Origin of the sequence: Azospirillum sp. ST 5-10 (genome assembly GCF_051225715.1) — a bacterium.
Classification (GTDB): Bacteria; Pseudomonadota; Alphaproteobacteria; order Azospirillales; family Azospirillaceae; genus Azospirillum.
In genome coordinates this window covers 1-14357 of the sequence record NZ_JBPJSP010000015.1, presented here as the reverse complement: position 1 = coordinate 14357, position 14357 = coordinate 1, and the positions used below count along the sequence as shown (strand labels likewise).

Here is a 14357-nt window from a genome sequence, read left to right as displayed (position 1 = left end):
CGGACTCCGTCAGACGGTGGCGAGGGTGTGCGCCGCCTCGAACCCGTCGAGGAAGCGCGTGAGGTTGACCGTCAGGTGGTCGACGGCGTAGCCGCCCTCCTGCACCAGCACCGTCGGCAGGCCCAGCGCCGCGATGCGGCGGCCGAGCCGTTCGAAGCCGTCGGTGGTCACGCCGAAGGCGGCCAGCGGGTCGTCCTTGAAGGTGTCGAAGCCCAAGGACAGGACCAGCAGCGACGGCGCGAAGCGCGCCACCGCCTCGGCACCCCGGTCCACCGCCGTCAGGAACGCCGCCTCGTCGGTGCCCAGCGGCAGCGGCAGGTTCAGGGTGTAGCCCTCGCCGCGGCCGGCGCCGCGCTCGTGGGCGTGGCCGGCCATGAAGGGATAGAAGGCGTCGGGGTCGGCGTGCACCGAGGCGAAGAAGACGTCGTCGCGCTCCCAGAAGATGGCCTGGGTGCCGTTGCCGTGATGGACGTCGACGTCGTACACCGCGACCCGCGGCGGGCGCCCCTGGACCGCCAGCAGCCGGGCCGCCTCCTGCGCGGCGATGGCGGCGTGGTTCAGGTAGCAGAAGCCGCCGGCCATGTCGCGGGCGGCGTGGTGCCCGGGCGGCCGGCACAAAGCGTAGGCCGCCCCAGCCTCGCCGGAGACGACGGCCCGCGTGGCGGCGACGGCGCAGTCGGCGGCCGCGACGGTGGCCGCCCAGGTGCCCTCGGCGATCGGGCAGGCGGTGTCGCTCATGTGGTAGCCGGCCTGGCCGACCACGCTCGCGGGGTAGGAGCGCATGTCGGGCCCGCGGTGGACGTTGGGAATCACCGCCGAGGAGGAGTCCGGCAGGGCCGTCCAGCGGGCGTGGGCGGTCTCCAGGAAGGCCAGGTACTCCGGGGAATGGACGGCCGCCAGGGGGGCCGGGCCGGCGGCGGGCGCCACCTCCAGCCGGTCGCCGCGGCGGGCCAGCGCGTCCAGCAGGGCGGTCACCCGCTCCGGCTTCTCGGGCACCGGGCGTACCTGGCCGCGGACCAGGTATTGGGGCGGCCGGTGCCGCTCGGTGTCGGGGTGATGGAAACAGAGCATGGGACCTCCGGGGTCACGCCGCGACGCCGGCGGTGGCGGCGACGGCGTCGTAGAGGATGGCGCAGCCCTGCGCCGCGTGCTCGGGGCGGACGTTCTCCGCCTCGTTGTGGCTGATGCCGTTCTCGCAGGGGATGAAGATCATGGCGGTGGGGCAGACGCCGGCGACGTAGACGGCGTCGTGGCCGGCGCCCGAGACGATGTCGCGCCAGCGCACGCCGCGGCGCACCGCCGCGTCGCGCACCCGGCCCACCAGCACGGGGTCGAAGGGGGTCGAGGGGAAGGCCCAGAAGTCGGCCACCTCGACCGCCAGCCCCAGGTCGCGGCCCACCGCGGCCGCCCCTTCGCGGAAACGGGCGTCGAAGCCGGCCAGCGTGGCGGGGTCGGGGTGGCGCAGGTCGACGGTGAGGAAGGCCCGGCCGGGGATGACGTTGCGCGAATGGGGCAGCACGTCGAGGATGCCGACGGTGGCGCAGGCCTCCTCGCCGCCCTCCAGGCCGATGCGGTGGACCAGCTCGACGATGCGCGCCGCCCCCACCAGCGCGTCCTTGCGCAGGCGCATCGGCGTCGGCCCGGCGTGGGCCTCGCGGCCGGTCACCGTCACCTCGTACCAGCGCTGGCCCTGGGCGCCGGTGAGGACGCCGATCTCCATCCCCTCGTGCTCCAGGACCGGGCCCTGTTCGATGTGCAGCTCGAAATAGGCGGCGAAGGGGTGGCGGCGGTGATCGGCGGGGGCGGCGCCCCGCCAGCCCAGGCGCGCCAGCTCGTCGCCCAGCCGCGCCCCGTCCTGGGCCGGCTTGGCGAGGATCTCCTCCTCGCCGAACACGCCGGCCCACACGCCCGAGCCCATCATGGGCGGCGAGAAGCGCGCGCCCTCCTCGTTCATCCACACCGCCACCTCGATGGGGTGCTCGGTGGCGAGGCCGCGGTCGTTCAGGCTCTCCACCACCTCCAGCCCGGCCAGCACGCCGAGCACGCCGTCGAAGCGCCCGCCGGTCGGCTGGGTGTCGAGATGGCTGCCCATCACCACCGGCGGCCGGTCGTCGCGCCGCCCGGGCCGGCGGACGAACAGGTTGCCGATGGAATCGGTCACCGCCGTGCAGCCCGCGGCCTGTGCCCAGGACAGGAAGAGCGCACGCCCGTCGCGGTCGAGATCGGTCAGCGCCAGGCGCCGGTTGCCGCCCTTCGCGGTGGCGCCGACGGCCGCCATGTCCATCAGCCTGGACCACAGGCGGGCTCCGTTCACCGCCTCTTCGGATGCCATGTCCGTTCCCTCCGTCATGCCGCCGCCCCGGTGGCGGTGCCGCGCAGCTCCGCCTTGAGGTCGACCAGGGCGGCCACCGTGTCGACCGTCGGCGTCGGCACGCCGATCAGCGCCCCCAGCTCCGCCACCGCGCGGACGATGGCGTCGAGCTCCAGCCGCCGCCCGGCGTCCATGTCCTGCAGCATGCTGGTGCGGTAGTCGCCGACCGCCTCGGCCGAGGCGATGCGGGCCTCGACCGTCGTGGTGAAGCGCACGCCCAGCCGCTCGGCCACGGCCTGCGCCTCCTCCATCATCGCCCGCGCCACGGCGCGGGTGCCGGGGTGGCGGCACAGCGCCGCCAGGCCGGCGCCGGTCAGCGCGCTGGTCGGGTTGAAGGCGAGGTTGCCCCACAGCTTGGTCCAGAGGTCGGCGCGGATGTCGAGGCTGCCGCGGGCCTGGAAGCCGGCCAGGCCGAACAGCTCCACCACCCCCTCCACCGCCGCGGTGCGGCGGCCCAGCGGGTCGCCGAAGACGAAGCGCTGGGCGTCGACGTGGCGGATGCGGCCGGGTCCCTCGCCCTCCACCGACACCCAGACGACGGCGCCCACCAGGTGCTCGGTCGGCACGGCGCGCCACAGCGTGCCGTCGGGATCGACCGTGGCGAGGCGGTGGGAGCCCAGCGGCTCCGGCTGGCCCAGCGGGTACCACCAGGGGACGCCATTGATCATCGGCACCACGGCGGTGCGCGGCCCCAGCAGGCTGGAGAGCTGGTCGAGCACGCCGGCCAGGGCGTGCGCCTTGACGCAGAGGAACACCATGTCCTGCGGCCCCGCCGACAGGGCGTCGTCGGTGACCCGCACGGGAACGCGGGCGACCCGGCCGGTCGGCGTCACCATGGTGATGCCGTCGCGGGCGATGGCCTCGGCGGCGCGGGGTCGGGCGATCAGGGTCACCGCGGCCGGCGTGCTGGAGAGGCGCGCGGCGAGCAGGCAGCCGATGGCGCCGGCGCCGATGATGGCGACCCTGGGCGGGGCGTTCGTCATGCCACCGCCCCCCGCCCCATGCCGTCCTCGGCGGTCCCACCGCCGCCGGGCCGCTCGCGCAGATCGTCCGGCACCTGCCAGCCCTTGCCGGGGATGGCGTCGAACAGCGCCCGGGTGTAGGGGTGCTGCGGATTCCGGAACACCTCGCGCGCCGTGTTCAGCTCCACCACCCGGCCCTTCTGCATGACGGCGATGGTGTCGCAGACCTGGGCCGCCACCCGCAGATCGTGGGTGATGAACAGCATGGCGAGCCCCAGCCGGTGGCGGATGTCGTCGAGCAGGTCGAGCACCTGCTTCTGCACCGAGACGTCGAGCGCCGACACCGGCTCGTCGGCGATGATCAGCTTGGGCTCCAGCGCCAGCGCCCGGGCGATGGAGATGCGCTGGCGCTGGCCGCCGGAGAACTCGTGGGGGAAGCGCTCCGCCGCGCTCTCCGGCAGGCCGACGAGGCGCAGCAGCTCGCGCGCCCGCTCCAGCGCCTGCGCCCTGGGCTCGCCGAAGGCGACCGGCCCCTGGGCGATGATGTCGCCCACCCTGTGGCGCGGGTTGAGCGATGCGTAGGGGTCCTGGAAGATCATCTGGATGTCCTTGCGGATCGGCCGGAACCGTTTGCGGTCCAGCGCCAGCAGGTCCTGTCCCCGGAACAGGATGCGCCCGCCGTCCGCCTTGCTCAGCCCGACGATGCAGCGCCCGAGCGTCGACTTGCCCGAGCCGCTCTCGCCCACCACCCCGACGGTCTCGCCGGGATGGATGGTCAGCGAGACGTCGTCGCCGGCCACCACGGTGCGCCCCTTGCGGAACCAGCCGCCGCCGAGGTGGAAGACCTTGCGCACCTTCTCCGCCCGCAGCAGCGCCTCGCCCTCCTTGAGAAAGTCGTCGCGGTGCTCGACGTAGTGGGGCACGGCGGCGATGAGGGTGCGGGTGTAGGGGTGCTGCGGCCGGTTCAGCACCCGCTCGGCCGGGCCGACCTCGACGCAGCGCCCGTGCTGCATGACGGCCACCGTGGTGGCGATGTCGGCGACCACGCCGAAGTCGTGGGTGATGAACATGACGCCCATGGCGCGCTCGGCCTGGATCTGGGCGACGAGGTCGAGGATCTGGCGCTGGGTGGTGACGTCGAGCGCGGTCGTCGGCTCGTCGGCGATCAGGATGTCGGGCTCCAGCGCCAGCGCCATGGCGATCATCACCCGCTGGCGCTGCCCGCCCGACAGGCGGAAGGGGTAGCTGCGCCGCAGATGCTCGGGCTCGGGCAGGCCGACGGCGGCCAGCAGCTCCACCACCCGGGCGCGCCGCGCCGCGCGGTCGAGGGTGGAATGGGCCTTCAGGCTCTCCTCGATCTGGTCGCCGACCCGCATCAGCGGGTTGAGCGCCGTCATCGGCTCCTGGAAGATCATGGCGATGCGGCCGCCGCGCAGGGCCCGCTGCTCCGCCTCGCTCATGGTCAGCACGTCGCGCCCGCGGTAGAGCGCCTGGCCGCCCGTCACCCGCACGTGGGGTTTCGGCAGCAGGCCCATCAGGGCGTGCGCCGTCATCGACTTGCCCGAGCCGGACTCGCCGACGACGCAGAGGATCTCGTTGCGGCGGATCTGCAGGCTGACGTCCTCGACGGCGTGGGCGCGCTCGGCCCCCGCCGGCAGGGCGACGGTCAGGCCGCGGACGTCGAGCAGGAGGTCGTCGTCCCTCTCCTTGCCCCCGTCCATGCCCCCGTCCAGGCCGAAGTCCATGCTCACGCCCTCCCCTTGCGCGCCAGCCTGGGGTTGAGGGCGTCGTTCAGCCCCTCGCCCACCAGGTTCAGCGCCAGCACCGTCAGCAGGATGGCCACACCGGGCATGAAGCTCATCCACCAGGCCTGGCGGATGACGGTGCGGGCGGCGCCGATCATGTAGCCCCAGCTCATGACGTTGGGGTCGCCGAGGCCGAGGAAGCTGAGCGAGCTTTCCAGCAGGATCGCCGTCGCCACCATCAGCGAGGCGGAGACGATGATCGGCGACAGGCTGTTGGGCAGGATCTGGCGCAGGATGATGGTGGCGGTGCCCTGCCCGGTGGTGATCGCCGCCTGGACGAACTCGCGCGCGCGCAGCGCCATGAACTCAGCACGCGCCAGACGGGCCAGCGGCGGCCAGCTGACGATGGCGATGGCGACGATGATGTTGGTGATGGAGGGGGTGAAGATCGCCACCAGCACCACCGCCAGCACGAAGTTGGGAATGGTCTGGAACAGCTCGGTGAAGCGCATGATGGCGTCGTCCACCGGGCCGCCGTGGAAGCCGGCGATGGCGCCCAGCGTGACGCCGATCAGCAGCGCCACGGCGGTGGAGGTGAGGCCGATCAGCAGCGACACCCGCGCCCCGTAGACCAGCCCCGCGGCGATGTCGCGCCCCAGCGTGTCGGAGCCGAGCAGCGCGCCCTCCGACAGCGGCGGCTGGAAGGGGGCCGTGGTCATCTCCCACGGGCTCTGCGGGTAGAGCACGTCGGCGAAGACGGCGCAGGCCACCACCACCGCCAGGATGGCGAGGCCCAGCACGGCGCCGCGGTTGCGGGCGAAGGCGCTCCAGAAGTCGCGGCTCATCTCAGGTCACCTCGATGCGCGGGTCGACCGCGGAGTAGAGCAGGTCGGTGAGGATGTTGAAGACGATCACCAGGACCGAGGTGACGAAGAAGATGCCGAGCAGCACCTGGTAGTCCCGCTGCAGCACGGCGTCGAAGGCGAGCCGGCCGATGCCCGGCCAGGCGAACACCGTCTCCACCAGGATCGAGCCGCCGATGAGGTGGCCGGCCTGGATGCCGGCGAAGGTGATGACCGGCAGGATGGCGTTGCGCAGGACGTGGCGGACGACGATGCGCGCCTCGCTCAGCCCCTTGGCGCGGGCGGTCTTGACGAAGTCCATGTCGCGCACCTCCAGGATCGAGGCGCGGGTGAGGCGGGCGTAGACCGCCATGTAGAAGAGGCCGAGCGTCAGGCCCGGCAGGATCAGGTGCTCGCCGATGTCGAGCACGCGCGCCCAGCCGGTGTGGCCGCCGCCCACCGTCTCGTAGCCGAAGGCGGGCAGCCAGCCGAGCTGCACCGAGAACAGCAGCACCATCATCAGCCCGACCCAGTAGATCGGCGTCGCGTAGCTGAGCAGCGCCAGCACGGTGATGGCGCTGTCGGTCCAGCGCCCGGCGTTCATGGCGGCGAGCGTGCCCAGCGCGATGCCGGCCCCCAGCGCCAGCACGAAGGCGCTCCCGGTGAGCACCAGGGTCGGCGGCAGGCGGTCGGCGATGAGGTCCCACACCGGCCGCTGCTGGCGGTAGGAGTAGCCGAGGTCGCCGGTCGCCACCCCGCCGAGATAGAGGCCGAGCTGGACGTGCAGCGGCCGGTCCAGGCCGAACTGCTCGCGCAGCTGCCGGACGAACTGCTCGTCGGCCGCCCCGGCCTCGCCGGCCATCACCATGGCCGGGTCGCCGGGGGCGGCGCGCACCAGCAGGAAGTTGATGACGACGATGGCGAACAGGATGAAGACGGACTTGATCAGCCGCCGTCCCAGGAAGGATGCGATGCCGGCCATGGCGGTTGGGGCCTCTTCGCTGCGGGCGGATAGGGAGGTGCGCCTCGCCCCCCTCCCCTGCGACGCGGGGGAGGGTCAGGGTGGGGGCGAGGCGCGCCAGCGCACGCGCTTAAGCGATCACGACTTCTTGTCGACCCACACCTCGGCGAAGGTGTCGGAGGTGCCGATGGAGGTGGTCACCGCGTTGTGCACGCGCTTGTTGACGAAGGTCGGGAACTCCATCTCCAAGAGCCAGATCACCGGCACCTCGTCGACCAGGATCTTCTGCACCTCGCTGAAGAGGGCGCGGCGCTTCTCCGCGTCGTTCTCCACGGCGGCCTGCGCGAAGAGCTCGTCCACCCGCTTGTTCTCGTAGCCCATGGTGTTGGAGAACATGACCCCCTTGCGGATGTTGGAGGACACGTAGGTGCGCGCCACGCCGAGCGTCGGGTCGCCGTACTGGTAGACGAAGTCGGCGGTGGCCTGGTAATCCCAGTTCGAGACCTTCTGCACCCAGCCGGCGACGTCGGTGCTGACCAGGTTCACCTTGACGCCGATCTTGCCCCAGGACTGCTTGATGTACTCGGCCAGGCGCTGCCAGGTCTCGCCGTAGGGCATGGGGGTGAAGGCGATCTCGGCGCGCACGCCGTCGCCGTTGGGGGCCAGCCCCATCTCGTCGAGCAGCGCCTTGGCCTTCGCCGGATCATAGGGGTACTTCGGCACCGCCGGCTCGTAGTAGGCGGTGACCGAGTTCACCGGGCCGGTGGCGACCCGCCCCAGGCCGAACCAGATCTTGTCGCGGATGAACTGGCGGTCGAGCCCGTACATCAGCGCCTGGCGGAAGCGCTTGTCGTTCAGCGGCTTCTCCCGCACGTTCAGCTCCAGCCACGACAGGGGTGCGACGAACTCGTAGCCCTTGGTGGTCAGGGTGAGGTGGGGCAGCGCCTTCAGCCGCGGCACGTCGAACGGCTCGACGTCGTTGTACTGGCTGATGTCGACCTCGCCGGTCTCCAGCGCCAGCGCCCGGCTGGCGGCGTCGGGGATGACGCGGAAATAGATGTCGTCGAGGTAGGGCTTGCCTTCCAGGTAGTAGTCCGGGTTCTTCACCAGGTGGATGTGGCTGCCCTTGACCCACGTGTCGAACTTGAAGGGGCCGGTGCCGATCGGCGTGGCGTTCTTGGGGTTCTGCTTGTAGTCCGTGCCCTCGTAGATGTGGGCCGGCATCATCGGCGCCGACGACACCTCGAAGGCGTTGATGAAGGCGGGGAACGGCTGCTTCAGTTTGTAGACCACGGTGTGGTCGTCGGGGGCGGTGACGCTCTCGACGTGGCTGAAGTTGGCGCGGGCGCGCGGGTGCGTCTCCGGCAGGAAGGTCTTGGTGGTGAAGACCACGTCCTTGGCGGTGAAGGGCGTGCCGTCGTGCCACGTGACGTTCTTGCGCAGCGTGAAGGTGTAGGTCAGGCCGTCGGGCGAGACCTCCCAGCTCTCGGCCAGCGACGGCATGGGCTTCAGCGCGTGGTCGTAGCGCAGCAGCCCCTCGTAGATCTTGCCGGCCACCGTCTGGGTCGGCCCCTGCTGGTTCAGGCCGTAGACCAGCATGGGCGGTTCGGGCTGGACGATGACGTTGAGGGTGCCACCCGTCTGCGGCGTCTCCTGCGCCGTCGCCGGCCCGGCGGCCAGGGTGACCGCGGCGACGGACGCCACGGAGGCGAGAAGCGTGGCGGCGACGGTGCTCGAAACGGAGAGGCGCCGCAGGAATGCCAGTCGATGGTGCATGATCGTCTTCTGCTCCCTGTTCGTTGCTGTGGCGCCTCTTTCGGGCGCGGTCACGCTTGGTAGCCGTCCCCGCCCTGGGCGCTGATCCAGCGCAGGAGCGGCGTCCATTCCAGGACGCCGGCGCGGGGGTAGGCGGACTCGTACTGGCGCGCCGTGTGCTCGCACACCTCCGGCGGCGGCACGACCAGCGACCGGCCGCCGGACAGCGCGGCGATCTGCGAGCGGCAGCTCTGCTCCAGGTAGTACATGAGCACCGTCGCCTCGGGCACGTCGCGCCCCACCGTGAGCAGGCCGTGGTTGCGCAGGATCATGGAGTGGTGGCCGCCGAGGTCGCGGGCCAGCCGCTCGCGCTCGGCGTGGTCCAGCGCGATCCCCTCGTAGTCGTGGTAGGCGATGCGGCCGTACCAGCGCAGGGCGTGCTGGGTGATCGGCAGCAGCCCGTCGGCCTGGGCGCTGACCGCCATGCCGGCCTGGGTGTGCAGGTGGACGGCGCAGCCGACGTCCGCGCGCGCCATGTAGAGGGCGGAGTGGATGGTGAAGCCGGCGGGGTTCGCCTCCCCCTCCCCCGGCTCGGCCAGGTTGCCCTCGCGGTCCACCTTGACCAAGTTGGAGGCGGTGACCTCGTGGAACATCAGGCCGTAGGGGTTGATGAGGAACCGCCCGTCCTCCCCCGGCACGCGGGCCGACATGTGGGTGTAGATGAGGTCGGTCATGCCCAGCAGGTGGAACAGCCGGTAGGCGGCGGCCAGATCGACGCGCGTCTGCCATTCCTCGGGCGACACGCGGTCCTGCTTGGAGGCCATGGATTCGTCCCGTGCGGTGAGTTGCCGCACCATTACGCGGCCCACCACGGCCCGTGTGCAAATTGCCAATTCTCATTTCCACCATAAACCGGAATTATGGGGGCGCCGGCCGGACGGGCCGGCGGGCCGGGCGGCGGACGGGGAAGGACCGCGGGAACCATGACGCAGCCGCGCGAACTCGACGCGATCGGCAACCAGCTCGACTGGAACCTATTGCGCACCTTTATGGTGATCGTGCAGGAGGGCGGCATCACCGCCGCCGCCGGCCGCCTGTTCCTGACCCAGCCGGCGGTGAGCCTCGCCTTGAAGCGGCTGGAGGGGCAGCTCGGCCGCACCCTGATCGAGCGCGGCCCCGGCCGCTTCCGCGTCACCGAGGCGGGCGAGGCGGTCTACCGCGAGGTGGTGGACATCTACGGCACCATCAGCCGCTTCGGCGTGCTGGTCCGGGAGATCCGCGAGGAGATCTCCGGCCACGTCCGGGTGCTGATGACCAGCCGCATCCAGACGGTGCTGCTGGACCGGGTGCTGACGTCGTTCCACGAGCGCCACCCCAAGGTGACCTTCCGGGTCGACGTCATGCCCTCCACCGACGTCCACGTCGCCCTGCAGCAGAAGATCGGCACGCTCGGCCTGTGCCTGCTGCGCGAGCCGATCCCCGGCCTGCGCAGCGAGGTGTTCATCCACCAGACCTACCGCCTCTACTGCGCCCGCGGCCACCGCCTCTACGGCGTGCGCGGCCTCGACGTCGCCGACCTGCGCACGGAGGATTTCGTCTCCTTCACCACCGACCAGATCGACGGCACCTTGTCGCCGCTGGCGGTGTTCCGCGCGCGGGAGGGCTTCGCCGGCCGCATCGTCGGCGCCTCGGCCAACCTGGAGGAGGTGCGGCGGATGATCGTCTGCGGCCTCGGCCTCGGCCCCCTGCCCGAACACATCGCCGCCCGCGACGTCGCCGACGGCGCGCTGTGGGAGCTGCCGCCCTACGAGGGCGTGGCGACGGTCGACGTCCACCTCATCTGGAACCCCCAGGCCAAGTTCAACCGCGCCGAGGCGGCCTTCCGCGAGGCGCTGCTGGCCGAGGTGCGGGACCTGCCGGTGGCGGAGCGGCTGCCGACGGTGGCGGGGTGAAGGGCGGGCGCGTGCCGGCGACTTGCATACCATCGGCGTCGATCACCGCATCGCCTGACGATCGATACGTCAGGGCGGTGCGCGTCGGCGCCGATGTCCGGTGACATCGGCGCCCGGAACCGTCGGGAACCGCCGTCCGCCCGGTCACTCCGCCGCGGCGTTCTCAAGGGACGGGGCGAACCGCTGCTCCATCGTCCGCCGGTAGCGGAACGCATCGCCGTCGATGGTCTCCACGTCCGTCCAGCGAACGATGGCTCCCTTCGCGACGGCGTGGCGGAGCTTCACCCCGTGGGCGAGCCCTATGGGAAGGCAGCCTTCGCGCAGGCTGCGTTCGGCGGGAATGAGCTTTCCCCAGACGGTGAAGCCGCCTTCGCCGTCCAGCGTCTCGCCCGGCGACAGGTCCCGCTTGGCGACGGCGGCGACATCCCCCTTGAAGGCCCGGGTCTGCCCGGTCGGCTCGCCCCGCAGGGCGGCGGACAGGACCGAGATCCCGAGTTCGAGGCCGATCAGATGGTAGGGCTTGTACATGGCGGCGTAGAGACCGCTGGCATCGGTCTTGAGGCCGTACTGGCGGAAGCATTCCCTGGCGTAGTCGTTCGGCGCCTTCAACACCACATAGACGCCCCACCGCAGATCGCGATGGACCGGCCGGCCGTCGCGCTCGAGGGACGAGACGACCTCGACGACCCCTTCCTCCGCCAGGACGCCGCCCGCCGTGCGCGGCCGCAGCACGTGCGGCAGATCGTCGACGCCGCAGGGCGGGAACGACAGCCCGTCGGCCGGCACCCGGAGGCCGCACGCGTTGGCGATGGCCGCCATCTCGATGGCGGATTTGGTGCCATCCAGGAAGGAATTGAACATCTGAGGGTTCATTCCACCGCTGCGGGCCTCCTCGGCGGTCAGCCCATAGTGCTCCCACACGTCGGCCGGGGTGACGCCGTGGTACAGCGGCAGGTATTTGGTGCCCTTGCCCGCGGCGACCACCTGAAAGCCGCAGGCGCGCGCCCAGTCGACCAGCTCCGCGGTGAGCGCGGGCTGGTCGCCGTAGGCCATGGAATACACCACGCCCTTGCTCCGCGCCTCCTCCGCGAGGAGCGGCCCGGCCAGGACGTCGGCCTCGACGTTCACCATCACGATGTGCTTGCCGGCATCGATGGCCGTCCGGGCGTGGGTGATGCCGGCCGCGGGCACGCCGGTCGCCTCGATGACGACCTCGACCTCCGGATGCGTGCATGCCGCGGCACCGGAACTGGCGAACAGCGCGCGGTCGATGCGTGCGCCGTCCCAGCCGACCCGTCGGCAGGCGGCGCGGGCGCGGTCGGGATCCAGATCGGCGATGACCGTCACCTCCAGGCCCGGCGTCGTCGGGACCTGCGACAGGAACATCGACCCGAATTTTCCGGCGCCGACAAGGCCGACCCGCACCGGCCGGCCCGCGTCCGCGCGCCGTTGCAGCAGATGATAAAGGTTCACGTTGCGTCCCTCCCGATCGTGTTTTTTACGCCGCCGCCGGTGTGCGTGAGCGCGCGTAGCGGAGCAGGGCGTCGTCCGCGACCGCCTCGATCGGTGTGAAGTCGCGGTGGGCGATCCACTCGGGCCGGGTTGGCGTGCGGATGTGGTTGGAGATGGCGCACAGGGTCAGATAGACGATCTTGCGCGGGTAGGGCGTGATGTTTCCCGCCGATCCGTGCACCAGGTTGCCGTGGAACATCAGCATCGACCCGGGTTTGCCGGTCGGCGCCACGATCCCGCCCTCGTCGACGAGCCGCCCGATCGTGTCGTGGTCGAGAGTCCAGAGCGGGTAGGAGGTGGTCTGGGTGTCGTGGCTGGCCGCCAGGGTGCCGTGCCTGTGGCTGCGCGGGATCAGCATCAGCGGCCCGTTGATCGGCATCACCTCGTCGATGAAGACCGAGATGTTCATCGCCCGCGGCTCTGGCATTCCGTCGTCGCGCGCCCAGGTGCCGTAGTCCTGGTGCCACTGCCACACCTCGCCGTCGAACGCAGCCTTGGCGTTGACCTTGTACTGGTGCATGTAGAGCTTTTCGCCGAAGAACTGCTCGACGGGCTCGATGAGGCGCGGGTGCGCTCCGAGGATGCGGAACGCCTCGTTGTAGGTGTGCGCCGCGAAAGCCGTCCGCGGCGAGCCGCTCTTTTCGCGCCAGACCTCCTGGCGGTCGGTCTTGTAGATGGCTTCGGCCTCGCTGCGCAGGACGTCCACCTCTTCGGCGGAAAAGCAGTCGGGGACGAAGAGGTAGCCGAGATCCTCGAACTCCTTGAGCTGGTCCGGCGTGAGCTTCATGGTCGTTTCCTCCTGTTTTTATCGGTTGTCTCGTCGGTTGTCCTTGGGTCACGAGGAGCCGCACGGCGTCGGCGCGACGGGCCGGAAGCGTCAAGCGGCGTCGGCAACCGTGGAGAGCCGGCTGGCCGTCGTCTTGGCCGCCTCGTCCGTGTGTTTGCGCGCCGCGGCCTCGGCCGCGCCCACGTCCCCGGCCAGGACGAGCCGGGCGATCTCGGCGTGCTCCTGCCAGATGCGCGGACGGACCCCGGCGTCGGCGAGGACGACCGCCATGGCGCGCTGCAGCTGGAGCCACTGCGCCGCGACGGTCTCCTCGATGGCGGCGTTGCCCGACAGGCGATAGAGCGCGGTGTGGAAGTCCACGTCCGCCCGCACGTAGGCGGCGCAGGCGGCGGCACAGGCGGCGGCGCTCAGGGCCGAGCCGCGCTCGATCGCGGCCTCAAGCGCGCGGACGCGGTCCGGCTCGGCCACCCGCCGGGCCACCCGGTCCGCCGCGAGCCGCACCGCGAGCCCGTCAAGTTCCGTCCGGATCTGATACAGGTCCCGAATGCGCGCCACATCGATTCGCGCGACGATCCACCCGCGCTTGCCGGCCTCCTCGAGCAGTCCCTGGCGGCGCAGGAGCTGCAGCGCGTGACTGACCGGCTGGCGCGAGACGCCGAGCCTCGCCGCGAGATCCTCCTGGCGGACGCGCACGCCGGGCGGCAGCTCGCCGGCCGTGATGGACTCGACCAGCCGCTCGTACACCTGATCGATCAGGATGGGCTGCGTATTCAAGGGCTTCATGGTCGCCGGTCGTCTGAATTCAGAATTCAGAATTCTCTGTCAAATTGCCGGCCGCCTCAACCCGCCGGTGGCGAGGAGCCGTGGCGCAAAAGGCGTAATCCGGACGAGCGGGCGGTGAGGCGCTGTCCAGGTCGACGTCCACCTCATCCGGACCCGCAGGCCAAGTTCAACCACGCTGAGGCGGTCTTCCGCGAGGCGCTGCTGGCCGAGGTGCGGGACCTGCCGGTGGAGCAGCGGCTGCCGACCTCGGGGGTGGGGTGACGGAACCGTCACCGCCCGATCCGGTCACGCCAGACCGATCCAGAGCAGGAGCGACCGGTTGACGGCGACCAGGGCGTCGTCCTCCAGCCGCCCGATGACCGGACCGATCCGCTCGCGCTTCACGGTCATGGCTTTGTCCACCATGATCTGCGACCGGGTGCGCAATCCGTTCTCCGGCGATGGCTCGACGGTCAGGCGGAACAGCGGTGCGTCCACGAGGGTCCCGGACACCAGCAGCACCGTCACGGTGGCGTGGGCGTCGAAGCGGTCGGACTGGATGACGAGGGCCGGCCGCGGCGTCCCGAAATCCCCTTGCAAGGCGATGGCGACGATACCGTCGAGCGGAATGGCTGACACACCTCCTGCCCCCACCCTCCCCACGGCTCCGCCGCGGGTCCCCTCCCTCCCCCGCTTCGCAGGGGAGGG

The 14357-nt window shown here is 71.3% G+C and carries 14 protein-coding genes; 2 read left to right on the top strand and 12 right to left on the bottom strand.

Annotated elements, in window-relative coordinates; all coding sequences use genetic code 11:
* Window positions 1–9: 9 nt before the first annotated feature.
* From ACSBPG_RS17345 to ACSBPG_RS17310, 8 genes are all read right to left on the bottom strand, one after another.
* Window positions 10–1071 carry a histone deacetylase family protein gene (locus ACSBPG_RS17345; RefSeq protein ID WP_435538450.1) on the bottom strand — a complete coding sequence of 354 codons (1062 nt, stop codon included), beginning with the start codon at window positions 1069–1071 and terminating at the stop codon, window positions 10–12.
* A 13-nt stretch (window positions 1072–1084) separates the two neighbouring features.
* Complete coding sequence (locus ACSBPG_RS17340; RefSeq protein ID WP_435538449.1) at window positions 1085–2332, bottom strand: Zn-dependent hydrolase; 1248 nt, start codon at window positions 2330–2332, stop codon at window positions 1085–1087.
* Window positions 2333–2346: 14 nt separating this feature from the next.
* Complete coding sequence (locus tag ACSBPG_RS17335) at window positions 2347–3354, bottom strand: ketopantoate reductase family protein (protein ID WP_435538448.1); 1008 nt, start codon at window positions 3352–3354, stop codon at window positions 2347–2349.
* Window positions 3351–5078 (bottom strand): ABC transporter ATP-binding protein, encoded by a 1728-nt coding sequence (locus tag ACSBPG_RS17330; RefSeq protein ID WP_435538447.1) that lies wholly within the window; start codon window positions 5076–5078, stop codon window positions 3351–3353. Before ACSBPG_RS17330 ends, ACSBPG_RS17335 begins: the two co-directional genes overlap by 4 nt.
* Before the next feature lie 2 nt (window positions 5079–5080).
* Complete coding sequence (locus tag ACSBPG_RS17325; RefSeq protein ID WP_435538446.1) at window positions 5081–5923, bottom strand: ABC transporter permease; 843 nt, start codon at window positions 5921–5923, stop codon at window positions 5081–5083.
* 1 nt (window position 5924) lies between these two features.
* A complete protein-coding gene (locus ACSBPG_RS17320; protein WP_435538445.1) occupies window positions 5925–6902 on the bottom strand; it encodes an ABC transporter permease in 978 nt (325 codons plus the stop codon).
* Window positions 6903–7019: 117 nt separating this feature from the next.
* A complete protein-coding gene (locus ACSBPG_RS17315) occupies window positions 7020–8657 on the bottom strand; it encodes an ABC transporter substrate-binding protein (RefSeq protein ID WP_435538444.1) in 1638 nt (545 codons plus the stop codon).
* A 50-nt stretch (window positions 8658–8707) separates the two neighbouring features.
* Window positions 8708–9460 (bottom strand): class II aldolase/adducin family protein, encoded by a 753-nt coding sequence (locus ACSBPG_RS17310; protein ID WP_435538443.1) that lies wholly within the window; start codon window positions 9458–9460, stop codon window positions 8708–8710.
* Window positions 9461–9619: 159 nt separating this feature from the next.
* On the opposite strand from ACSBPG_RS17310, the gene ACSBPG_RS17305 reads away from it, so the two are divergent.
* Window positions 9620–10588 (top strand): LysR family transcriptional regulator, encoded by a 969-nt coding sequence (locus ACSBPG_RS17305; RefSeq protein ID WP_435538442.1) that lies wholly within the window; start codon window positions 9620–9622, stop codon window positions 10586–10588.
* Window positions 10589–10732: 144 nt separating this feature from the next.
* On the opposite strand, the gene ACSBPG_RS17300 is transcribed toward ACSBPG_RS17305, so the two are convergent.
* The 3 genes from ACSBPG_RS17300 to ACSBPG_RS17290 all read right to left on the bottom strand — a co-directional run bounded on the left by ACSBPG_RS17300 (window position 10733) and on the right by ACSBPG_RS17290 (window position 13670).
* Window positions 10733–12061, bottom strand: coding sequence for an NAD(P)H-dependent oxidoreductase (locus ACSBPG_RS17300; RefSeq protein WP_435538441.1), 1329 nt, complete (start codon window positions 12059–12061; stop codon window positions 10733–10735).
* Window positions 12062–12086: 25 nt separating this feature from the next.
* Window positions 12087–12887 carry a phytanoyl-CoA dioxygenase family protein gene (locus tag ACSBPG_RS17295; protein WP_435538440.1) on the bottom strand — a complete coding sequence of 267 codons (801 nt, stop codon included), beginning with the start codon at window positions 12885–12887 and terminating at the stop codon, window positions 12087–12089.
* 90 nt (window positions 12888–12977) lie between these two features.
* Window positions 12978–13670: a GntR family transcriptional regulator gene (locus tag ACSBPG_RS17290; protein WP_435538439.1), complete on the bottom strand. Its 693-nt coding sequence runs from the start codon at window positions 13668–13670 to the stop codon at window positions 12978–12980.
* Window positions 13671–13784: 114 nt separating this feature from the next.
* On the opposite strand from ACSBPG_RS17290, the gene ACSBPG_RS17285 reads away from it, so the two are divergent.
* A complete protein-coding gene (locus ACSBPG_RS17285; RefSeq protein WP_435538438.1) occupies window positions 13785–13931 on the top strand; it encodes a hypothetical protein in 147 nt (48 codons plus the stop codon).
* A 24-nt stretch (window positions 13932–13955) separates the two neighbouring features.
* Here the strand turns inward: ACSBPG_RS17285 and ACSBPG_RS17280 are convergent, their stop codons facing one another.
* Complete coding sequence (locus ACSBPG_RS17280; RefSeq protein ID WP_435538437.1) at window positions 13956–14288, bottom strand: type II toxin-antitoxin system PemK/MazF family toxin; 333 nt, start codon at window positions 14286–14288, stop codon at window positions 13956–13958.
* Window positions 14289–14357 lie beyond the last annotated feature (69 nt).